Below are 21,572 nucleotides of genomic sequence, written 5' to 3' on the forward strand. Positions count from 1 at the left end.
ATGACGGCGACGGGTGGCCCGCGTGTATGCCGCCTACGGCGGGGAGGGGTCGGGGTGGGGGTGTTCGCCCGCAGTGGCTGGCGCGTCCGCACCCCGCACCCCACCAACAAGCCCCATCGCGCCAGTCCGAGGACGGACACCCCCGCCCCGGCCCCGCACCACCCACCCACCGCGGGCGCTACGCGCACCCCCACCCCACCCGCAGCTGCGCCGCAGGCGTAGGACGCGCACCCCCACCGGAGGGACTCAGCCCTCGCGCCAGCCGTTGGTGATCGGCAGTCGGCGGTCCTTCCCGAAGCCCTTCGGCGAGATCTTCGTCCCCGGCGGATACTGCCGCCGCTTGTACTCCGCCCGGTCCACCATCCGCAGCGTCTTCGTCACCAGCTCCGCATCGAACCCGGCCGCGACGATCTCGTCGGCCCCCCGGTCCCGGTCCACATACAGCGCCAGGATCGCGTCCAGCACCGGATAGTCCGGCAGCGAGTCCGTGTCCACCTGCCCCGGCCGCAACTCCGCACTCGGCGGCTTGGAGATCGAGTTCTCCGGAATCGGCGGCGTCTGCCCCCGCTCCACCGCCGCCCGGTTGCGCCACTCCGCCAGCCGGAACACCGACGTCTTGTACACGTCCTTGATCGGCCCGTACGCGCCCACCGAGTCCCCGTACAGCGTCGAGTACCCCACCGCCAGCTCCGACTTGTTCCCCGGGGCCAGCACGATGTGCCCCTCCTGGTTGGAGATCGCCATCAGCAGCGTCCCCCGCAGCCGCGACTGCAGATTCTCCTCCGCCAGCCCCGTCAGCCCCAGCGCCCCCATGTACGCGTCGAACATCGGCTCGATCGCCACGGTCCGGTAGTTCAGCCCGGTCCGTCGCGCCAGCTCCGCCGCGTCGTCCTTCGAGTGCTCCGACGAGTACTTCGACGGCATCGACACGCCGTACACGTTCTCCGCGCCCACCGCATCGCACGCGATCGCGGCGACCAGCGCCGAGTCGATCCCCCCGGACAACCCGATCAGCACCGACCGGAACCCGTTCTTCGCGACATACGCCCGCAGCCCCACGACCAGCGCGGAGTACACCTCCTCGTCGTCGTCGAGCCGCTCGGCGTACCCCCCGGCCGACCCGGCCGACCCGGGCGCCCCCGCCGACCCGGCGTCGTACGCCGGCACAGGCTCCTCCGACAGCACGACCCGCTCGATCCGCAGCCCGTCGTCCACGACCCCCACCGGCGCATCGGCCACCGCACCCGGCAGCTCGAGATCGACCACGACACACGCCTCGGCGAACTGCGGCGCCCGCGCCACCACCTCACCGTCACGGTCCACCACGATCGAGTCCCCGTCGAAGACGAGCTCGTCCTGCCCGCCCATCATCGCGAGGTACGCGGTCGTGCACCCGGCCTCCTGCGCCCGCTTGCGCACGAGCTCCAGCCGGGTGTCGTCCTTGTCCCGCTCGTACGGCGAGGCGTTGATCGACAGCAGCAGCCCGGCCCGCGCCGACCGCGCCGCGGGGACCCGCCCCCCGTCCTGCCAGAGGTCCTCGCAGATGGCGAGCGCGACATCCACACCCCGGACCCGCACCACCGGCATGGTGTCGCCGGGCACGAAGTACCGGAACTCGTCGAAGACGCCGTAGTTCGGCAGGTGGTGCTTGGCGAAGCTGAGCACCACCTCACCCCCGTACAGCACGGCGCCGGCGTTCTGCGGCGCACCGGCCGGCTGTCCGTACTTCGGCTGGGCGGCGGCGCTGCGGTCGAGATACCCGACGATCACAGGAAGGTCGCCGAACCCCTCCTCGGCAAGCCGTGCCGCCAGCGAGCGCAGCTCGGCCCGCGAGGCTTCCACGAACGACGACCGGAGGGCGAGATCCTCGACGGGGTACCCGGTCAGCACCATCTCCGGGAACGCGACGAGGTGCGCCCCCTGTTCGGCGGAGTGCCGGGTCCAGCGGACAATCGTTTCGGCGTTACCGGCGAGGTCACCGACGCTCGAGTCGATCTGATTCAGGGCGAGACGTAGTTGAGGCACGAGCCCCAGTGTAATCGTCAAAGCGACGCGATGTCGCGAAGCCCACCCTCTCTACGATCCCCCGGCCTCAGCCCCCCGCTCCTTCAGCATCCGGGCCATCAGATCGATCTCCGACTCCTGCGCCTCCACCATCCCCCGCGCGAGCCGCTTCTCGACCCCCACCTCGCACGCGCTGACACACCCCTGAGCCATGTGGACCCCACCCTGGTGATGGTCCGTCATGAGCTGCAGATAGAAGACCTCGGCCGCCTTCCCCTTCAGCGTCCCCAGCCGCTCCATCTCGGCGTTCGTCGCCATCCCCGGCATCAGCGCCCCGTCCGCGTCCTTGCCGGAGGCGGTGTCACCCATCCCCATCCAGGTCATGGGCGGATCCGAGGACACCTTGGGAAGCTCCCACAGGTCGAGCCAGCCGAGCAGCATGCCCCGCTGGTTGGCCTGCGTCTGGGCGATGTCGTACGCGAGCCGGCGGACCGCCTCGTCGTCCGTCCGGTCCCGCACGATGTACGACATCTCGACGGCCTGCTGATGATGGACGGCCATGTCCCGGGCGAACCCGGCATCCGCGGAGTCCGCGGCGGGAACCGTCCCCGACGACCCCTCGTCCCCGGCGACCGCGAAGGTGATCGCACCGGCCGCGACGAGCGCGGTGGCCGCGGCGCCGGCGATCAGTCCCAACTTCCTCACTTCGACAGCCCGTTCGTGCAGGCGGCCCCCGGCTCGGGCGTCTGCTGACCCTGGACGAACTTCTCGAGGAACGCGTCCACGTTCGGGTCCTCCGCACCGGTCACCGCGCGCTGGTGCCCCCAGGCGGTGAGCATGATCGCGTCCTTCTGGCCGTCGACCGGACTCATCAGGGTGTACGGCGTCTTCTTCACCTTCGCGGCGAGCGCGTCGACGTCGGCCTTCTTGGCGTCGGCGTTGTACGTCACCCACACGGCACCGTGCTCGAGCGAGTGCACGGCGTTGGTGTCGTTGATCTCGTCGGTGTAGACGTCCCCGTTGCAGTTCATCCACACGGGGTTGTGGTCACCGCCGACGGGAGGCGTGACGGGGTAGTCCACGGCCTTGGTCACGTGGTTGCGCGCCAGCTCGCCTTCCCAGGCCCGTACGCCGTCCTTGCCCGTGACGAACTTGCCCGGGTTCTTCGAACCCTCTGCCGCGCTGCTGCCGCCGTCGTCCGACTGCGACTGGATGAGCACCACACCGCCGACCACGAGTCCGGCGACGACGACCACGCTCGCGCCGATGGTGAGGATCCGGGCGCGGCGCTCGCGGGCCTGTTCGGCGCGCCGCATCTCCTCTATGCGTGCCGTGCGTGCCGCGCTGCTCTTCTTGGCGGAGCCCATGGGAGTGTCCTTCGGGGGGAGGAGTAGGACGAACGGATCAGCTGATCGTAATGGGAAGCCGGGCCTCGTCGTAGAGGGCAGCAGAATCACCCCACCCGAAGCCACCCCCCACCCCACCCGAAGCCCCCCACCCCGCCCGAGGTCAGGAGTCCACGCCCCGCCCCACCCGTTACGAACACGGACGCGAACAGGCAGGATGGTCCCCAGAGCGGTACACCTGTCGTGTGCGAGGCGTTCAGGCCACGGCCAGTCGTCCGATCGAGGTCGGCAACGCGTATGAAACGCTGGTGTGGTGGGATGCGCGTGTGCCCGCTCGTAAGCTCGCCCGCCTTTCGTGGGCGGGCGCGGCAGGCGGCCTGACCGGCAAGGATGGGGAATCGGAAGATGGACAAGCAGCAGGAGTTCGTGCTCCGGACGTTGGAGGAGCGCGACATCCGGTTCGTGCGCCTGTGGTTCACCGACGTGCTGGGCTTCCTCAAGTCCGTGGCCGTCGCCCCCGCCGAGCTCGAGCAGGCGTTCGATGAGGGGATCGGCTTCGACGGCTCGGCCATCGAGGGCTTCGCCCGGGTGTACGAGTCCGACATGATCGCCAAGCCCGACCCGTCGACGTTCCAGATCCTCCCCTGGCGCGCCGAGGCCCCCGGCACGGCCCGAATGTTCTGCGACATTCTGATGCCGGACGGCTCCCCGTCCTTCGCGGACCCGCGCTACGTGCTCAAGCGCGCCCTCGCCCGCACCTCCGACCTGGGCTTCACGTTCTACACCCACCCGGAGATCGAGTTCTTCCTGCTGAAGGACAAGCCTCTCGACGGCAGCCGCCCGACCCCCGCGGACAACTCGGGCTACTTCGACCACACCCCGCAGAACGTCGGCATGGACTTCCGCCGCCAGGCGATCACCATGCTGGAGTCGATGGGCATCTCGGTGGAGTTCTCCCACCACGAGGGCGCCCCCGGCCAGCAGGAGATCGACCTGCGCTACGCGGACGCGCTCTCCACGGCGGACAACATCATGACGTTCCGCCTGGTCATGAAGCAGGTGGCGCTGGAGCAGGGCGTCCAGGCGACCTTCATGCCCAAGCCCTTCTCCGAGTACCCGGGCTCGGGCATGCACACCCACCTCTCGCTCTTCGAGGGAGACCGCAACGCGTTCTACGAGTCCGGCGCGGAGTACCAGCTCTCCAAGGTCGGCCGCTCCTTCATCGCGGGTCTGCTGCGGCACGCGGCGGAGATCTCGGCGGTCACCAACCAGTGGGTCAACAGCTACAAGCGCATCTGGGGCGGCTCGGAGCGCACCGCGGGCGCCGGCGGCGAGGCCCCGTCGTACATCTGCTGGGGTCACAACAACCGCAGCGCCCTCGTCCGCGTCCCGATGTACAAGCCCGGCAAGACCGGCTCGGCGCGCGTGGAGGTCCGCTCCCTCGACGCCGGGGCCAACCCGTACCTGGCCTACGCCCTGCTGCTGGCGGCCGGCCTGAAGGGCATCGAGGAGGGCTACGAGCTCCCGCCGGGCGCCGAGGACGACGTCTGGGCCCTCTCCGACGCGGAACGCCGGGCGCTCGGCATCGAGCCGCTGCCGCAGAACCTGGGCGAGGCCCTGAGCCTGATGCAGCGCAGCGACCTGGCCGCCGAAACCCTCGGCGAGCACGTCTTCGACTTCTTCCTGCGCAACAAGAAGCAGGAGTGGGAGGAGTACCGCTCCGAGGTCACCGCCTTCGAACTCCGCAAGAACCTGCCGGTGCTGTAGCCGCGGGCCGGTACCGCCGGTACCGCCGATGCCGGGGGGCCGATGGTCGTGGACCTCGGCCCCCGTCCGGGCGACCGACGTCAGCCCATGCTCTTCGCGCCGTCCAGGGACTCGCGGAGGATGTCGGCGTGGCCCGCGTGCTGAGCGGTCTCGGCGATGATGTGCAGCAGCACCCTGCGGGCCGTCCACCGTGCGTCGGACTCGAACCACGGGGCCTTCGGCAGGGGCCACGAGACGTCCAGGTCGGGCAGCTCGGCGACCAGTTCGTCGGTCCGGCGGGCGACCTCGGCGTAGTCGGCCAGCACGCCGGCCAGCGTCTCACCGGGCAGCATGCGGAACTCGTCGGCCCGCCGGGCCCAGTCCTCCTCGGTCATGGCGGTGAAGTCGCCCATCGCCGAGGGGCCGTTCCGGATGAAGTCCACCCACTTCCGCTCGACCGAGGTGACGTGCTTGATCAGCCCGCCCAGACAGAGCTCTCCGGCGGTGGTCCGCAGTCCGGCTTGCTCGTCGGTGAGGTCACGGGTGGTGAAGCGCAGGAAGTGCCGGTGCTTGGCGAGCGTCTCCAGCAGGTCGGCGCGCTCACCGGTGACCGTCGGGGTAGTGGTCGCGTCGGGGGTGGTGGTCGTCTCGGTCACGCTCATGGTCGTCGTCCTCCGTCGTTCCTGGGTGCCTGAGTTCTCGTGTTTCTGTTCCGTCGTCCGAGGACCACGCTAGGAGGGATCTAGGTCGGATCACGTCCTAGATCCACGCATCGCCGCCCACAACAAGCGGAAGCCCCCCTTCCGTAACTGCACGGAACCTTGCCAGCCCCACGGGGGTGGCCCTACTGTCGCGACGAACGAACAGAAAGCGCTTTCTCACCGATGAGTCCGGCCCACCCCGCCCCCACTCATCGGTCTGCCTGTCATGCGCATGACAGGCACAGGCACACGCAATGGCGTGAACCCTGACTCGCTTGACCCCTGACTCGGAAGAAGAAAGGCGAGACGAGAATGAGACGATCAGTCGCCGTGCGACTCTCCGCGTTACTGGCCACGGGCGCCCTCGCGGCCGCGACCGGCGTGGCCCTGTCGACCTCCACGGCCTCCGCGGCAACCGGCGGCGTCACCGGCTTCGCGACCCAGAACGGCGGAACCACCGGCGGTGCCGGCGGCCAGACGGTCCGGGCCACCACCGGCACCGCGATCCACCAGGCACTGTGCAGCCGGGCCGGCAGCTCCACCCCGATCACCATCCAGGTCGAGGGCACCATCAACCACGGCAACACCACCAAGGTGTCCGGCGACAGCTGCAGCACCGCCGCCGACAAGATCGAGCTCAAGCAGATCAGCAACGTCACGATCGTCGGGGTCGGAAACGGTGCCGTCTTCGACCAACTGGGCATCCACATCCGGGAGTCCAGCAACATCATCATCCAGAACGTGACCGTCCGGAACGTCAAGAAGTCCGGCTCGCCCACGTCGAACGGCGGCGACGCCATCGGCATGGAAAGCGATGTCCGCAACGTCTGGGTGGACCACGCAACCCTCGAGGCGTCCGGCGGTGAGTCGGAGGGCTACGACGGCCTCTTCGACATGAAGGACAACACCCAGTACGTGACGCTGTCCTACAGCACCCTGCGCAACTCCGGCCGCGGCGGCCTGATCGGTTCCAGCGAGAGCGACCGCTCCAACGGCTATGTCACGTTCCACCACAACCTGTACGAGAACCTCGACTCCCGTACGCCTCTCCTGCGCGGCGGCATCGCGCACATCTACAACAACCACTACAAGAACCTGAACGAGTCCGGGATCAACTCCCGGGCCGGCGCCCGAGCCAAGGTGGACAACAACTACTTCGAGGACTCCAAGGACGTCCTCGGCACGTTCTACACCGACGAGGCCGGCTACTGGCAGGTCAGCGGCAACATCTTCGACAACGTGACCTGGTCCGAGCGTGAAGGCGACAACAACCCGGCCGGCCCGAACCCGACGTCGAACACCTCGGTGAGCATCCCGTACGCGTACACCCTCGACGCGGGCAACTGCGTGCCGAGCGTGGTCAGCCAGACGGCGGGCGCCAACAAGGGCCTGAAGGTCTCCGACGGCAGCTGCACCCCGCAGACCCCGGACCCGACCGACCCCGGTCCGACGGACCCGGACCCGACCGACCCCGACCCCACCGACCCGGACCCGACCGACCCGCCCACCGGCACCAACCTCAGCATCGGCGCGGGCTCCGACGGTTCCTCCAAGGCCGACGGCACCAGCTACGGCAACGTCCGTGACGGCGACATGAGCACCTACTGGTCGCCCTCCGGCTCGACCGGCTCGGTCTCGGTCAAGTGGGGCTCGGCCACCACCGTCTCCAAGATCAACATCCGTGAGGCGGCGGGCTCCGAGGGCAGGATCGGCTCCTACCGCGTCATCAACCACGACACCGGCGCGGTCCTGGCCTCGGGCAGCGGAGCGGGCGTCATCGGCTTCGCCCCGGCCTCGCTGAAGAAGATCACCTTCGAGATCACGAGCTCGTCCGGCACCCCGAGGGTCGCCGAGTTCGAGACCTACGCGGGATGACAAGCCGATGACAAGCCCCTGCCCCGGCCGCACCCGGCCGGGGCAGGACTCCCTCCGATCCCGGACGCCTCACGCACGGCCGGAACGGTTCCCGGCCTCGTCCGTGCCCGCCTGCCGCCGGGCCTCGCCCACGACGGTCCGGGCCTGTTCCGCCGCCGTCCCCGCGACCTGACCGGCGGCCTGCCCGGCCTGAGGGGGATGTGCGTGACGCGGTGTGCGAAGGGTGCGGGGGAGACGCGGCCGCGGGGCTCCGCTACGCCTCCGCCTGCTCCGTCAGCAGCTTGTGCAGCGGCTCCTCCGCCCGCCGGCGGTACTCCTGGACCGCCCAGCCGTTGCCGTCCGGGTCCGTGAAGTACATGAAGGTGGCGCCGTCGGACTCGGCGTACTGGACCGGTTCGGTGACGTCCAGGCCCCGCTCGACCAGTTCCGCGTGGGCGGCCTTGATGTCGGCGACGCAGAGCTGGAGCCCCTGGTAGGAGCCGGGGGCCGGGGTGGGCCCCGGGGTCGACTCCCAGAGGGTGTCCCCGAGGGCGATCGAGCAGCCGGAGCCGGGCGGGGTCAGCTGGACGATGCGCATGCCCGGCATGACCTCCTGGTCGATGTCGACGTGGAAGCCGACCTTGTCCCGGTAGAAGTCCCTGGCCCGGTCGATGTCGCTCACCGGGAGCGGGATCACTTCGAGGGTCATGTCCATGAAAACTCCGGCTTCGTCGTCGCGTACGGCTTCAGCCGAACCGCCACCTCGTCTGGCTGAACGGCTCTCCCTTACCGAATCCGAAAACGGTCCGTGGCGCCACCGAAAACACCACAGCGCGTCCCGGGCCGTGATGGAAGTGCCCCTCCCGCACCTCGAAGTGCCAGAAGCTGCCGTACTTCTCCTCCCACGCCGCCGCCAGCTCGCGCAGCCGCGCGTCGTCGCCGACCCGTACGGCCTCGCCCTCCACCACCACGTCGTAACCCCTGTTCCAGGTGTTGGTGCCGGTGGTCAGCACGACGTGGGGGTTCTCCGCCAGGTTGCGGGCCTTGCGCTCCTCCGGACCGGTGCAGAAGTGCAGCGCGCCCGCCGACCAGACGGCGGGGAGCGGCGTGACATGAGGGCGCCCGTCGGGGCGGACCGTGGAGATCCAGAACAGTTCCGCCTCGGTGATCAGCCGCTCCACCTCGGACCAGGGCGGCGAACCTGCTTCCGGATCGCTGTAGCGCGGGTCGAGGCGGGTCTCGGGATTGCCGTTCATGGGACCTCCATCGCGGGTCGGCGGTACATCCCTACCTCCGTCGGACCCCGTCCGACGCCGGAACTCATCGCAGGCCGCCCCAGGGCCGCACGCTCGCACTCCGGCTAGGCTCATGGCCGTACGACCCAGATCCGAGGCACGAGGGAGACCGGGGATGACGTCGGCGCCGGGGCGCAGGAGCAGTATCTTCACGCGGCTGCTGCGGCACGGCTTCACCGATCCGTCCGCCGCCGAGCGGCTGCTGGACAGCGACGAGCTGGCGCCCGTGCGCAACGACCCGGTCCTGCTGGACGCCCTCGGCCGGACGGCCGACCCCGACCTCGCCCTGGTGGGACTCGTACGGCTGCTGGAGGCGCAGGACGGCGCCACCGCCCGCCAGGAACTGCTGGACACCCTGATAGCCGCCAAGCCGCTGCGGGACCGGCTGCTCGGGGTGCTGGGCGCCTCCGAGGCACTCGCCGGCCACCTCGCCCGGCACCCGAGCGACTGGCAGGCCCTGGTCACCTACGAGCCGCGCGATCTGCACCCCGGCATCGAGGAGTTCGAGCGCGGTCTCGCCGCCGCCGCCGACCCGGTGTCCCTGCGCGTCGCCTACCGGCGCTGTCTGCTGTCCATCGCCGCCCGTGACGTCTGCGGCACCATCGAGGTCGCCGAGACCGCCGCCGAGCTGGCCGACCTCGCCACCGCCACCCTGCGCGCCGCCCTCGCCCTCGCCGGGGCCGCCGCGCCCGAGGACGCCGCGCTGTGCCGGCTCGCGGTGATCGCGATGGGCAAGTGCGGGGGACACGAGCTGAACTACGTCTCCGACGTCGACGTGATCTTCGTCGGCGAGGCCGTGGACGGGGCCGACGAGGACAAGGCGCTGCGCGCCGCGACCCGGCTCGCCTCGCACATGATGCGGATCTGCTCCGAGACCACCGTCGAGGGCTCCATCTGGCCCGTCGACGCCAATCTCCGCCCCGAGGGCCGCAACGGGCCGCTGGTGCGCACCCTCGCCTCCCACCTCGCCTACTACCAGCGCTGGGCCAAGACCTGGGAGTTCCAGGCGCTGCTCAAGGCCCGCCCGGTCGCCGGCGACCCCGCCCTCGGCGAGGAGTACGTCCGGGCGCTCCAGCCGCTGGTGTGGCAGGCCGCCGAGCGGGAGAACTTCGTCGCCGACGTGCAGAAGATGCGCCGCCGGGTGGTGGAGAACATCCCCGCCGCCGAGATCGACCGCCAGCTCAAGCTCGGCCCGGGCGGCCTGCGGGACGTGGAGTTCGCCGTACAGCTGCTCCAGCTGGTGCACGGCCGCGCCGACGCCTCGCTGCGCAGCGGCACCACCCTCGACGCGCTGAAGGCCCTCGCCGCCGGCGGCTACGTCGGCCGCACGGACGCCGCCCAGCTCGACGACGCCTACCGCTTCCTGCGCTCCATGGAGCACCGCATCCAGCTCCACCGGCTGCGCCGCACCCACCTCGTCCCCGAGGACGAGGCCGACCTGCGGCGCCTGGCCCGCTCCCTCGACCTGCGCACCGACCCGGTCGCCACCCTGATCCGCGAGTGGAAGCGGCACTCCTCCGTCGTACGGCGGCTGCACGAGAAGCTGTTCTACCGGCCGCTGCTGGACGCCGTCGCGGCGCTCGCCCCCGGCGAGGCCCGGCTCAGCGCGGAGGCGGCCCGCGAGCGCATGGTGGCCCTCGGATACGCCGACCCGGCCGCCGCGCTGCGCCACCTGGAGGCGCTGGCGTCCGGCGTCACCCGCAAGGCCGCCATCCAGCGCACCCTGCTGCCCGTGCTGCTCGGCTGGTTCGCGGACTCCGCCGACCCGGACGCCGGACTGCTCAACTTCCGCAAGGTCTCCGACGCGCTCGGCAAGACCCCCTGGTACCTGCGGCTGCTGCGCGACGAGGGAGCGGCCGCCGAGAACCTGGCCCGCGTGCTGTCCGCCGGGCGGCTCGCCCCCGACCTGCTGATGCGCGCCCCCGAGGCGGTGGCCCTGCTCGGCGACGGCGACGGCGGGGGACTGACCCCCCGCTCCCGCGCCCACCTCGAGCAGGAGATCCTCGCCGCCGTCCGTCGCGCCGACAACGCCGTCCAGGGCGTCACGGCCGCCCGCGGCGTGCGCCGCCGGGAGCTGTTCCGTACGTCCGCCGCCGACATCGTCGGCTCCTACGGCACCGAGTCCCAGCCCGCCGAGGCCGACCAGGGCGCCCTGGTGGACCTGGTGGGCGGCGCGGTGTCCGACCTGACGGCCGCCACCCTCGCCGGCACGCTCCGCGCGGTGGTGCGCGAGGGCTGGGGGGACACGCTCCCCACCCGCTTCGCGATCATCGGCATGGGCCGCTTCGGCGGGCACGAGCTGGGCTACGGCTCCGACGCGGACGTGCTGTTCGTGCACGAGCCGCGCGACGGCGTGGACGAACGGGAGGCGGCCGGGGCGGCGGGCAAGGTCGTCGCCGAGATGCGCCGGCTGCTCCAGATCCCCAGCGCCGACCCGCCGCTGCTGATCGACGCCGACCTGCGCCCGGAGGGGAAGTCCGGGCCGCTGGTGCGCACCCTCGCGTCGTACGAGGCGTACTACCGCCGCTGGTCGCTGGTGTGGGAGCGGCACGCGCTGCTGCGCGCCGAACTTGTCGCCGGTGACGAGGACCTCGGCCGCCGCTTCGTCGAGCTGATCGACCCGCTGCGCTACCCGGCCGACGGGCTCGACGAGGAGGCGGTCCGCGAGATCCGGCGGCTGAAGGCCCGCATGGAGTCCGAACGGCTGCCGCGCGGCGCCGACCCCAAGCTGCACGCCAAGCTGGGCCCGGGCGGGCTGTCCGACGTGGAGTGGACCGTGCAGCTGCTCCAGCTGCGGCACGGCGCGCAGGAGCCGGCGCTGCGCACGACCCGGACACGCGAGGCGCTGGCCGCCGCCCGCACGGCCGGACTGATCTCCGAGGACGACGCCGGCATCCTCGACGAGGCCTGGGTGCTGGCCACCCGCGTGCGCAACGCGGTGATGCTGGTCAAGGGCCGCGCGGGGGACACCTTCCCCACCCAGCCCCGCGAACTGGGCGCCGTCGGCCGCTACCTGGGCTACGGCCCCGGCCACGCGGGCGACATGCTCGACGCCTACCGGCGTACGGCGCGGCGGGCGCGGGGCGTGGTGGAGGAGCTGTTCTACGGAGGGGCGTGACGGCGGTCCGGGACGTGAGGGCGTGGCCCCGCGTGACGGAGGGCCCCCGCATCACCCCTGCTTCGGCACCGGAATCCGCTCCGGCTCCCGTTTGCCCCGTCCCGTCCGCTTCTCCCGTTCGGGCACCAGCCTCGGCAGGGCGTACGGCTGCCGGCCGTACCAGACCACTGCGACGCCGTAGCCGACGGCCAGGCAGACGACGCCGCCCACCGCGTCCAGCCAGAAGTGGTTGGCGGTGGCGACGATGACCACCAGCGTGGCCGCCGGGTACACCAGCCCCAGCACCCGCGCCCACGGGACCGTGGCCAGCGCGAAGATCGTCAGACCGCACCACACGGACCAGCCGATGTGCATCGACGGCATCGCGGCGTACTGGTTGGACATGTTCTTCAGATCGCCCGACGCCATCGAACCCCAGGTCTGGTGGACCAGCACGGTGTCGATGAAGTCCTGGCCGTTCATCAGCCGGGGCGGGGCGAGCGGATACAGGTAGTAGCCGACCAGGGCGATGCCCGTCGTGGTGAAGAGGACCAGCCGGGTCGCCGCGTACCGGCCCGGATGACTACGGTAGAGCCACACCAGGACACCCAGAGTGACCACGAAATGCAGGGTGGCGTAGTAGTAGTTCATGCCGACGACGAGCCAGGTCACCGAGTTCACGGCATGGTTGACGGACTCCTCGAACGCCGTGCCGAGCTGCTGTTCCAGGCGCCAGATCCAGTCGGCGTTGCGCAGCGCCTCGGCGCGCTGTTCGGGAACGGCGTTGCGGACGAGCGAGTACGTCCAGTAGCTGACCGCGATCAGCAGGATCTCGAACCACAGCCGGGGGCGGCGGGGGGTGCGCCGACGGCGCAGGCGGTCCCGCCCCGTCGTCTCCTCCGCGACGGGATGCGCTGCGGCCTCTTCCCGGCCTTCCAGCGTTGTCACGGTCGTGTCACCCATGGGCACAGAGTCTGCCAGAAAAGACGTCCCCCTCGGATCATCCCTCGGTCGGGCCCGGCCCGCATGTTCTCCCCCGGGAACAGGCGTCCGCCCTCCTACCGTGGCAGTGCCGGAAAGGCCGTATATCCGTCCTAGGGACGATTCCGCTCCCCAGGGGCCGAAGCGGTCGAACCGCGCACCACCAGCTCCGGCATGAACACGAACTCGCTGTGCGGCGCGGGCGTTCCGCCGATCTCCTCGAGCAGGGTGCGCACCGCCGCCTGGCCCATCGCGGGGACCGGCTTGCGGACCGTGGTCAGCGGCGGGTCGGTGAAGGCGATCAGCGGCGAGTCGTCGAAACCGACCACCGAGATGTCCTTCGGCACGTCCAGTCCGCGCTGGCGGGCCGCCCGTATCGCGCCCAGCGCCATCATGTCGCTCGCGCACACCACCGCCGTGCAGTCGCGGTCCATCAGCGCGTTGGCGGCGGCCTGGCCGCCCTCCAGCGTGTACAGGGAGTGCTGGATCAGCTCGGTTTCGACCGTCTCCGCACTCAGGCCCAGCTGCTCCTGCACCGCGCGGACGAAACCCTCTATCTTGCGCTGCACCGGCACGAACCGCTTCGGCCCGAGCGCCAGCCCGATCCGGGTGTGCCCGAGCGAGGCCAGGTGCGTCACGGCGAGTGCCATGGCGGCCCGGTCGTCGGGGGAGATGAACGGAGCCTGCACCTTCGGCGAGAAGCCGTCGACGAGTACGAACGGCACGCCCTGCGCCCGCAGTCGCTCGTAGCGCTGCATGTCGGCGGTGGTGTCGGCGTGCAGTCCAGAGACGTAGATGATGCCGGCCACCCCGCGGTCCACGAGCATCTCCGTCAGCTCGTCCTCCGTCGACCCGCCCGGGGTCTGGGTGGCGAGCACGGGGGTGTAGCCCTGGCGCGTCAGCGCCTGCCCGATGACCTGGGCCAGCGCCGGGAAGATCGGGTTCTCCAGCTCGGGGGTGATCAGCCCGACCAGGCCCTCGCTGCGCTGCCGCAGCCGTACCGGGCGCTCGTAGCCCAGCACGTCGAGGGCGGCGAGCACGGACTGGCGGGTGGTGGCGGCGACGCCCGGCTTCCCGTTCAGGACCCGGCTGACGGTCGCCTCGCTCACCCCCGCCTGAGCAGCGATATCAGCAAGCCGTGTGGTCACAGGACTGGACTGTATCTGCCGTTTCTCCCCTTGCACACCGATCGGACGCCTGGTGCGCGCCGTCGGACGGCCCGCTGCGGGCTGCTGGGTCATCGCGATCCCTCAAGTCGTGGTCGGCGTCCGGTCCGCAAGGGATGATTCCCCCGGCGGCAACGGATGGCAAGTGCTTGCAGAGTCTTGCACAACAGTCCGAACCCCTGTCGTACGGGCGGAAACCCGGGTCGCGCAATGGTCGAGGAGAGGTCACGGCGGCATAACTCTCGGCGTCTCTTGCAAAACTTTTCTGCAAGGTCTTTCGGAACGGTTCCATCGCTGTTACGTTCACGTCGCCCGGCGGCGGCAACGGCGCGGTCGGCAAGTCAGCGGGACGGCAGACGGGGCCGACCCGCGGGCCCGGTCGTCACGTTCCCGTCTGCCTCGCAACGCCTGGCACGCACGCTCGCAGCGTTGCCGAAGCACCCACGTGGCTCCGCCACGAGGGCGCTCCGGCGCCTTGCGATCGTACGCACCGGACGCCGCGAGGCCCGCCCTTCGGGCGGACGACGGGAATGTGACGACCGGGCCCACCACACGGGCTTAACCCTCAAGGAGAACCTCATGCGGCGTGGCATAGCGGCCACCGCGCTGGTGGCGTCCCTCGCCCTCGCGGCGACGGCCTGCGGCGGAGACAGCGACAGCGGCGACAAGGCCGACGGCCCGGTCACCATCACCTGGTGGGACACCTCCAACGCGACCAACGAGGCGCCGACCTACCAGGCCCTGGTCAAGGAGTTCGAGGCCGCCAACAAGGACATCAAGGTCAAGTTCGTCAACGTCCCCTTCGACCAGGCGCAGAACAAGTTCGACACCGCCGCCGGTTCCAAGGGCGCCCCCGACGTGCTGCGCTCCGAGGTCGGCTGGACCCCCGCCTTCGCGAAGAAGGGCTTCTTCCTGCCGCTGGACGGCACCGAGGCCCTCGCCGAGCAGGACAAGTTCAAGCCCAACCTGGTCGAGCAGGCCAAGTACGAGGGCAAGACCTACGGCGTCCCCTTCACCACGGACACCCTCGCCTTCGTCTACAACAAGGCGCTCTTCGAGAAGGCCGGCGTCGAGGCCCCCAAGACCTGGGACGACCTGAAGAAGGCCGCCGCCACCATCAAGGACAAGACCGGCGTCGACGGCTACTGGGGCTCCACCGCCGGCTACTACGCCCAGCCGTTCCTCTACGGCGAGGGCACCGACATGGTCGACGCCGACGCCAAGAAGATCACCGTGAAGTCCCCCGAGGCCGAGAAGGCCTACGGCACCTGGCTCGACCTCTTCGACGGCAAGGGCCTGCACAAGGCCGACGTGACCGCCGACGCCTACGCCCACATCCAGGACGCGTTCGTCAACGGCAAGGTCGCCTCGATCATCCAGGGCCCGTGGGAGATCACCAACTTCTACAAGGGCTCCGCCTTCAAGGACAAGAACAACCTCGGCATCGCCACCGTCCCGGCCGGCTCCACCGGCAAGGCGGGCGCCCCGACCGGTGGCCACAACCTCTCGGTCTACGCCGGCTCCACGAAGGACAAGCAGGAGGCCGCGCTGAAGTTCGTGAAGTTCATGACCTCGGCCAAGGCGCAGGAGACCATCGCGCTGAAGAACTCCACGCTGCCCACGCGCGACGACGCCTACACCGACCAGGTGAAGGCCGACCCGGGCATCGCCGGCTACCAGACGGTCCTCTCGGCCGCCCAGCCGCGCCCGGCCCTGCCCGAGTACAGCTCGCTGTGGGGTCCGATGGACGACGAGCTCCCGCAGATCGCGAGCGGCAAGGAGTCCCTGGACAAGGGCCTCGGTGACGCGGAGACCGCGATCGCCAAGCTGGTGCCGGACTTCAGCAAGTAATGCCCGCGTGGCCGCCGGACCCGCTTCCCGGAGGGGAGGGTCCGGCGGCCGCCGGCCTGTGTGCCGTATTCCTTGATCATCCAGAAGGTGCCGAACCATGACAGTCGCCATCGACCGCGCGACCGGCAAGCGCCGCGGTGACCGCGCGCCCCGCCCCGGGCCGGTCAGCCGCCTCAAGCGCGGATACCAGAAGTACTGGTACGCCTACGCCATGATCGCGCCGGTGGCGCTGGTGCTCGGCGTCATCGTGCTGTACCCCCTCGCGTACGGCTTCTATCTCACGCTCACCGACGCCGACAGCCTCAACTCGGCCCGCACCATCGGTGTCAACGAGATCGAGGCCACGTGGAAGTTCATCGGCATCGACAACTACGCCGACATCCTGTGGGGCGAGACGGCCTACGACCGCTTCTGGTCGCACTTCATCTGGACGATCGTGTGGACGGCCGCCTGTGTCGCCCTGCACTACGGCATCGGACTGGGCCTCGCCCTGCTGCTCAACCAGAAGCTGCGCGGCCGCACCCTCTACCGGCTGCTCCTGATCCTGCCGTGGGCCGTGCCGACCTTCGTCACCGTCTTCGGCTGGCGCTTCATGCTCGCCGACGCCGGCATCATCAACGACGGCCTGGGCGCGCTCGGCCTGCCCACCCCGGCGTGGCTGGAGGACACCTTCTGGCAGCGCGTCGCCGCCATCATGGTCAACACCTGGTGCGGTGTGCCCTTCATGATGATCTCGCTGCTCGGCGGGCTGCAGTCCATCGACGCCAGCCTGTACGAGGCGGCCGAGATGGACGGCGCGAGCGCCTGGCAGCGGTTCCGCCACGTCACCCTGCCCGGCCTGCGCTCGGTCAGCTCCACCGTGATCCTGCTCGGCGTCATCTGGACCTTCAACCAGTTCGCGATCATCTTCCTGCTCTTCGGCAACACCGCGCCGGACGCGCAGATCCTGGTCACCTGGGCCTACCAGCTCGGCTTCGGACAGCAGCCGCGCGAGTTCGCCGAGTCCGCGGCCTACGGCATGCTGCTGCTGGCCATCCTGATCGTCTTCACCTCCTTCTACCGCCGCTGGCTGAACCGCAATGAGCAGCAGCTCGCGATCTGAGGCAGGAGTCCCCATGAGCACCCCGACCGTCACCACCGCTGCTCCCGCGGACCGGCCCGCCGACGACCCGCGCCCGCCCCGCAAGGCGCGCCGGCGCGGCGAGAGCAGCCCCGCGGCCCGCCTCACCTCGCACGGCATCCTGATCGTCGCCAGTGTGATCGCGCTCTTCCCGGTCGCCTGGCTGGTCTTCCTGTCCCTCGGCCCCGACAAGGACGACTATCTGCGTCCCGGCGGCATCTGGGGCAAGATGACGCTCGACAACTACTCGTTCGTGCTGCAGAACACGAACTTCTTCGACTGGCTCAAGAGCTCGCTGATCGTCTCGCTCGGCACCACGGTCATCGGGGTCCTGGTCGCCGCGACCACCGGCTACGCCGTCTCCCGCATGCGCTTCCCGGGCTACAAGAAGTTCATGTGGGTGCTGCTGGTCACCCAGATGTTCCCCGTGGCGGTCCTGATGGTGCCGATGTACCAGATCCTCTCGGATCTGCAGCTCATCGACAGTTACCTTGGACTCATCCTCGTCTACTGCTCGACGGCGGTGCCGTACTGCGCCTGGCTGATGAAGGGCTACTTCGACACCATCCCGTTCGAGATCGACGAGGCGGGACGCGTCGACGGGCTGACCCCCTTCGGCACGTTCGCGCGGCTGATCCTGCCGCTCGCCAAGCCCGGGCTGGCGGTCGCCGCGTTCTACAGCTTCATCACCGCGTTCGGCGAGGTCGCCTTCGCCACGACGTTCATGCTCGACGACGAGAAGTACACCCTCGCGGTCGGTCTGCAGAGCTTCGTCAGCGAGCACGACGCACAGCGCAACCTCATGGCCGCCACCGCGGTCCTGATCGCGATACCGGTCTCCGCGTTCTTCTACCTCGTGCAGAAGAACCTGGTCACCGGCCTCACCGCCGGCGGCACGAAGGGCTGACCCCCTTCGCGGCACGACTCCCGCGCGCCTGACTCGCGCGGGTAGGCGGCCGCGGTGCCCATCCGACCCCGCTGTCACCGCGGCCGCCTCGTCTCCCCGCCGACCCACTCGCCACCCGACGAACTCGTATCAAGGACGACATGAGCCAGCAGCCCTCCGCCGCCCCGGCCCCGACCCCCACGACCGACGCGGCCGTCGCCACCGTCGCCCGCCGCCGTGACTGGTGGCGGGACGCGGTGATCTACCAGGTGTACCCGCGCAGCTTCGCCGACAGCAACGGCGACGGCATGGGCGACCTGGAAGGCATCCGCTCCCGCCTGCCGTACCTGCGCGACCTCGGCGTGGACGCCGTGTGGCTCAGCCCCTTCTACGCCTCCCCGCAGGCCGACGCCGGTTACGACGTCGCCGACTACCGCGCCGTCGACCCGATGTTCGGCACCCTGCTTGACGCGGACGCGCTGATCCGCGACGCCCACGCGCTGGGCCTGCGCATCATCGTCGACCTCGTGCCCAACCACTCCTCCGACCAGCACGAGTGGTTCAAGCGCGCCCTCGCCGAGGGGCCCGGCTCGCCCTCGCGCGACCGCTACCACTTCCGCCCCGGCAAGGGCGCGAACGGCGAACTGCCGCCCAACGACTGGGAGTCGATCTTCGGCGGCCCCGCCTGGACCCGGGTCACCGAGCCCGACGGCACGCCCGGCGAGTGGTACCTGCACCTCTTCGCGCCCGAGCAGCCCGACTTCAACTGGGAGCACCCGGCGGTCGGCGACGAGTTCCGCTCCATCCTGCGGTTCTGGCTGGACATGGGCGTGGACGGCTTCCGCATCGACGTCGCCCACGGCATGGTGAAGGCCGAGGGCCTGCCCGACCTGGGATCCCATGAGCAGCTGAAGCTGCTGGGCAACGATGTCATGCCGTTCTTCGACCAGGACGGCGTGCACGACATCTACCGGCAGTGGCGGCTCATCCTCGACGAGTACTCCGGGGAACGTATCTTCGTCGCGGAAGCGTGGACCCCGACCGTCGAGCGCACCGCGAACTACGTGCGTCCCGACGAGCTGCACCAGGCGTTCAACTTCCAGTACCTGGGGACGCACTGGGACGCCGAGGAGCTGCGCACGGTCATCGACCGCACCCTGGACGCCATGCGCCCGGTCGGCGCCCCCGCCACCTGGGTGCTGTCCAACCACGACGTCACCCGGCACGCCACCCGCTTCGCCAACCCACCCGGTCTGGGCACCCAGATCCGCCTGGCCGGCGACCGTGAGCTGGGCCTGCGCAGGGCGCGTGCGGCGACGCTGCTGATGCTGGCGCTGCCCGGCTCGGCGTACGTCTACCAGGGCGAGGAGCTCGGTCTGCCGGACGTCGTGGACCTGCCGGACGAGGTGCGCCAGGACCCGGCGTACTTCCGGGGCGCGGGCCAGGACGGCTTCCGCGACGGCTGCCGGGTGCCGATCCCGTGGACCCGGGAGGGCTCCTCGTACGGCTTCGGCGACGGCGGCAGCTGGCTTCCGCAGCCGGAGGGCTGGGGCGAGCTGAGCATCGAGGCGCAGACCGGCGACCCCGGTTCGACCCTGGAGCTGTACCGGTCCGCGCTCGCCGTGCGCCGGGACGAGGCCGACCTGGGCGCGGGCGACGCGGTGGAGTGGCTGCGGGCGCCCGAGGGAGTCCTGGCCTTCCGGCGCGGGGAGTTCGTGTGCGTCGCCAACACCACGGAGGAGTCGGTGACCGTCCCGGCGTACGGGCGGGTGCTGATCGCCAGCGGTGAGGTGGCGGAGACGGCCGGCGAGGCGAAGGTCCCGGCGGACACCACCGTGTGGTGGACCACGGGCTGACGTTCGTCCGCCCCGCAACTTTTTCATACAAGTCGGTACGGCCCGCTGCCCTTTCGGGCGGCGGGCCTCTAACATCTGCGTTGCCGCAAGGTTGCTGAAGGTTTCTGCAAGAAGCTTCAACCAACTCCGGCGGTATCCCCACACCCTTCGATGAAGAAGGAACCCCACATGGCACGCAGAACCCTCTCCGCGGCCGTCGCCCTCGCGGCCGCCTCGGTTGTCATGGCCCCGACTGGTGCGGAGGCGTCCCCGCCCGGCACCAGGGACGTGACCGCCGTCCTCTTCGAGTGGAACTTCGCCTCCGTCGCCCGCGAGTGCACCACCACCCTCGGTCCCGCGGGATACGGATACGTCCAGGTCTCCCCGCCCGCCGAGCACATACAGGGCCCGCAGTGGTGGACGTCGTACCAGCCCGTGAGCTACCGGATCGCCGGCCGGCTCGGTGACCGCGCCGCGTTCAAGAACATGGTGGACACGTGTCACGCGGCCGGCGTCAAGGTCGTCGCCGACACGGTCATCAACCACATGTCCGCGGGCAGCGGCACGGGCACCGGCGGCTCGTCGTACGCGAAGTACGACTACCCCGGCCTGTACTCCTCCTTCGACTTCGACAACTGCACCTCGCAGATCAACAACTACGGCGACCGCTGGAACGTCCAGAACTGCGAGCTGGTCGGCCTCGCCGACCTCGACACCGGCGAGGACTACGTCCGCGGAGCCCTCGCCCGGTACATGAACGACCTGCTCTCGCTCGGTGTGGACGGCTTCCGCATCGACGCGGCCAAGCACATGCCGGCGGCCGACCTGGCCAACATCAAGTCCCGGCTGAGCAACCCCTCCGTCTACTGGAAGCAGGAGGTCATATACGGCGCCGGAGAGGCCGTTCAGCCCACCGAGTACACCGGCAACGGGGACGTCCAGGAGTTCCGCTACGCCTACGACCTCAAGCGGGTCTTCAACAACGAGAACCTCGCCTACCTGAAGAACTACGGCGAGGGCTGGGGCTACATGAACAGCTCCGTCTCCGGCGTCTTCGTCGACAACCACGACACCGAACGCAACGGTTCCACGCTGTCCTACAAGGACAACGCCACCTACACCCTGGCCAACGTCTTCATGCTGGCCTGGCCCTACGGCGCCCCGGACATCAACTCCGGGTACGAGTTCTCCGACCACGACGCCGGACCGCCGAACGGAGGCCGGGTCGACGCCTGCTGGCAGAGCGGCTGGAAGTGCCAGCACGCCTGGCCGGAGATCAAGTCCATGGTCGCCTTCCGCAACGCGACCCGGGGCCAGGCGGTCACCAACTGGTGGGACAACGGCGGCGACGCGATCGCCTTCGGCCGCGGCAGCAAGGGCTTCGTGGCCATCAACCACGAGTCCGGCTCACTGACCCGCACCTACCAGACCTCCCTGCCCGCGGGGACGTACTGCAACGTCCAGAACAACACCCCGGTGACGGTGGACGGCTCGGGCCGGCTGACCGCCACCCTGGGCTCCCACACGGCCCTCGCGGTGTACGCGGGCACGTCGGGCTGCTGAACACGCGCGCGTCGCGCCGCCGTTCACGGGCGGCGGCGCGACGCGCCCCCGCGATGTAAGTCCTTACCGTTACTTTCATAACCCTTGCTGTAAAGCTTTCAACGGCGATACGGTCACGCGGACGCTC

General features: G+C 70.1%; 16 protein-coding genes. 8 read left to right on the plus strand and 8 right to left on the minus strand.

Features of this window, described 5'->3' with window-relative positions; genetic code table 11:
• Nucleotides 1-246: 246 nt before the first annotated feature.
• From ACZ44S_RS02210 to ACZ44S_RS02220, 3 genes are read right to left on the minus strand one after another with little or no spacing between them, the layout of a single operon-like run.
• Nucleotides 247-2,025 carry an NAD+ synthase gene (locus ACZ44S_RS02210; protein WP_466923439.1) on the minus strand — a complete coding sequence of 593 codons (1,779 nt, stop codon included), beginning with the start codon at nt 2,023-2,025 and terminating at the stop codon, nt 247-249.
• Nucleotides 2,026-2,076: 51 nt separating this feature from the next.
• Nucleotides 2,077-2,709, minus strand: a complete 633-nt coding sequence (locus ACZ44S_RS02215) for a DUF305 domain-containing protein (protein WP_466923441.1) — start codon at nt 2,707-2,709, stop codon at nt 2,077-2,079.
• Entirely contained in the window at nt 2,706-3,371 is a 666-nt protein-coding gene (locus ACZ44S_RS02220) for a DUF3105 domain-containing protein (protein ID WP_466923444.1), read from the minus strand. The genes ACZ44S_RS02215 and ACZ44S_RS02220 overlap by 4 nt, the downstream gene beginning before the upstream one ends.
• 384 nt (nt 3,372-3,755) lie before the next feature.
• Here ACZ44S_RS02220 and ACZ44S_RS02225 point away from each other — a divergent pair, with 384 nt between their 5' ends.
• Nucleotides 3,756-5,117: a glutamine synthetase family protein gene (locus ACZ44S_RS02225; RefSeq protein WP_466923446.1), complete on the plus strand. Its 1,362-nt coding sequence runs from the start codon at nt 3,756-3,758 to the stop codon at nt 5,115-5,117.
• An 80-nt stretch (nt 5,118-5,197) separates the two neighbouring features.
• Here the strand turns inward: ACZ44S_RS02225 and ACZ44S_RS02230 are convergent, their stop codons facing one another.
• Nucleotides 5,198-5,758, minus strand: a complete 561-nt coding sequence (locus tag ACZ44S_RS02230; RefSeq protein WP_466923449.1) for a DinB family protein — start codon at nt 5,756-5,758, stop codon at nt 5,198-5,200.
• Nucleotides 5,759-6,109: 351 nt separating this feature from the next.
• Here ACZ44S_RS02230 and ACZ44S_RS02235 point away from each other — a divergent pair, with 351 nt between their 5' ends.
• Complete coding sequence (locus tag ACZ44S_RS02235) at nt 6,110-7,672, plus strand: pectate lyase family protein (RefSeq protein WP_466923452.1); 1,563 nt, start codon at nt 6,110-6,112, stop codon at nt 7,670-7,672.
• A gap of 253 nt (nt 7,673-7,925) precedes the next feature.
• Here ACZ44S_RS02235 and ACZ44S_RS02240 read toward each other — a convergent pair whose 3' ends face one another.
• Nucleotides 7,926-8,366, minus strand: coding sequence for a VOC family protein (locus tag ACZ44S_RS02240; protein ID WP_466923455.1), 441 nt, complete (start codon nt 8,364-8,366; stop codon nt 7,926-7,928).
• Between the two features lie 31 nt (nt 8,367-8,397).
• Nucleotides 8,398-8,907 carry a pyridoxamine 5'-phosphate oxidase family protein gene (locus tag ACZ44S_RS02245; RefSeq protein ID WP_466923458.1) on the minus strand — a complete coding sequence of 170 codons (510 nt, stop codon included), beginning with the start codon at nt 8,905-8,907 and terminating at the stop codon, nt 8,398-8,400.
• A gap of 154 nt (nt 8,908-9,061) precedes the next feature.
• On the opposite strand from ACZ44S_RS02245, the gene ACZ44S_RS02250 reads away from it, so the two are divergent.
• On the plus strand, nt 9,062-12,064 hold the full coding sequence (locus ACZ44S_RS02250; protein WP_466923461.1) for a bifunctional [glutamine synthetase] adenylyltransferase/[glutamine synthetase]-adenylyl-L-tyrosine phosphorylase: 3,003 nt from the start codon (nt 9,062-9,064) through the stop codon (nt 12,062-12,064).
• Nucleotides 12,065-12,115: 51 nt separating this feature from the next.
• On the opposite strand, the gene ACZ44S_RS02255 is transcribed toward ACZ44S_RS02250, so the two are convergent.
• The gene (locus ACZ44S_RS02255; protein ID WP_466923464.1) at nt 12,116-13,006 is read right to left on the minus strand and encodes a phosphatase PAP2 family protein; all 891 of its coding nucleotides are present in this window, start codon (nt 13,004-13,006) and stop codon (nt 12,116-12,118) included.
• Nucleotides 13,007-13,137: 131 nt separating this feature from the next.
• The gene (locus ACZ44S_RS02260; protein WP_466923467.1) at nt 13,138-14,172 is read right to left on the minus strand and encodes a LacI family DNA-binding transcriptional regulator; all 1,035 of its coding nucleotides are present in this window, start codon (nt 14,170-14,172) and stop codon (nt 13,138-13,140) included.
• Nucleotides 14,173-14,769: 597 nt separating this feature from the next.
• On the opposite strand from ACZ44S_RS02260, the gene ACZ44S_RS02265 reads away from it, so the two are divergent.
• The 5 genes from ACZ44S_RS02265 (at nt 14,770) to ACZ44S_RS02285 (ending at nt 21,445) form a co-directional block, all read left to right on the plus strand.
• Nucleotides 14,770-16,041 carry an extracellular solute-binding protein gene (locus tag ACZ44S_RS02265; protein ID WP_466923470.1) on the plus strand — a complete coding sequence of 424 codons (1,272 nt, stop codon included), beginning with the start codon at nt 14,770-14,772 and terminating at the stop codon, nt 16,039-16,041.
• Nucleotides 16,042-16,138: 97 nt separating this feature from the next.
• Nucleotides 16,139-17,143 carry a carbohydrate ABC transporter permease gene (locus tag ACZ44S_RS02270; protein ID WP_466923473.1) on the plus strand — a complete coding sequence of 335 codons (1,005 nt, stop codon included), beginning with the start codon at nt 16,139-16,141 and terminating at the stop codon, nt 17,141-17,143.
• A 13-nt stretch (nt 17,144-17,156) separates the two neighbouring features.
• Nucleotides 17,157-18,068, plus strand: coding sequence for a sugar ABC transporter permease (locus tag ACZ44S_RS02275; RefSeq protein ID WP_466923477.1), 912 nt, complete (start codon nt 17,157-17,159; stop codon nt 18,066-18,068).
• A gap of 140 nt (nt 18,069-18,208) precedes the next feature.
• Complete coding sequence (locus ACZ44S_RS02280; RefSeq protein WP_466923480.1) at nt 18,209-19,903, plus strand: glycoside hydrolase family 13 protein; 1,695 nt, start codon at nt 18,209-18,211, stop codon at nt 19,901-19,903.
• A 168-nt stretch (nt 19,904-20,071) separates the two neighbouring features.
• Entirely contained in the window at nt 20,072-21,445 is a 1,374-nt protein-coding gene (locus ACZ44S_RS02285; protein ID WP_466923483.1) for an alpha-amylase, read from the plus strand.
• Nucleotides 21,446-21,572: the final 127 nt, after the last annotated feature.

This window comes from Streptomyces malachitofuscus, from assembly GCF_055571035.1.

Excerpts from the sequence above, each read along its gene's own strand:
- ACZ44S_RS02220 (WP_466923444.1), bottom strand. The coding sequence starts at position 3,371 with ATGGGCTCCGCCAAGAAGAGCAGCGCGGCACGCACGGCACGCATAGAG.
- ACZ44S_RS02225 (WP_466923446.1), top strand. The coding sequence starts at position 3,756 with ATGGACAAGCAGCAGGAGTTCGTGCTCCGGACGTTGGAGGAGCGCGAC.
- ACZ44S_RS02230 (WP_466923449.1), bottom strand. The coding sequence starts at position 5,758 with ATGAGCGTGACCGAGACGACCACCACCCCCGACGCGACCACTACCCCG.
- ACZ44S_RS02235 (WP_466923452.1), top strand. The coding sequence starts at position 6,110 with ATGAGACGATCAGTCGCCGTGCGACTCTCCGCGTTACTGGCCACGGGC.
- ACZ44S_RS02240 (WP_466923455.1), bottom strand. The coding sequence starts at position 8,366 with ATGGACATGACCCTCGAAGTGATCCCGCTCCCGGTGAGCGACATCGAC.
- ACZ44S_RS02245 (WP_466923458.1), bottom strand. The coding sequence starts at position 8,907 with ATGAACGGCAATCCCGAGACCCGCCTCGACCCGCGCTACAGCGATCCG.
- ACZ44S_RS02250 (WP_466923461.1), top strand. The coding sequence starts at position 9,062 with ATGACGTCGGCGCCGGGGCGCAGGAGCAGTATCTTCACGCGGCTGCTG.
- ACZ44S_RS02255 (WP_466923464.1), bottom strand. The coding sequence starts at position 13,006 with ATGGGTGACACGACCGTGACAACGCTGGAAGGCCGGGAAGAGGCCGCA.
- ACZ44S_RS02265 (WP_466923470.1), top strand. The coding sequence starts at position 14,770 with ATGCGGCGTGGCATAGCGGCCACCGCGCTGGTGGCGTCCCTCGCCCTC.
- ACZ44S_RS02270 (WP_466923473.1), top strand. The coding sequence starts at position 16,139 with ATGACAGTCGCCATCGACCGCGCGACCGGCAAGCGCCGCGGTGACCGC.
- ACZ44S_RS02275 (WP_466923477.1), top strand. The coding sequence starts at position 17,157 with ATGAGCACCCCGACCGTCACCACCGCTGCTCCCGCGGACCGGCCCGCC.
- ACZ44S_RS02280 (WP_466923480.1), top strand. The coding sequence starts at position 18,209 with ATGAGCCAGCAGCCCTCCGCCGCCCCGGCCCCGACCCCCACGACCGAC.
- ACZ44S_RS02285 (WP_466923483.1), top strand. The coding sequence starts at position 20,072 with ATGGCACGCAGAACCCTCTCCGCGGCCGTCGCCCTCGCGGCCGCCTCG.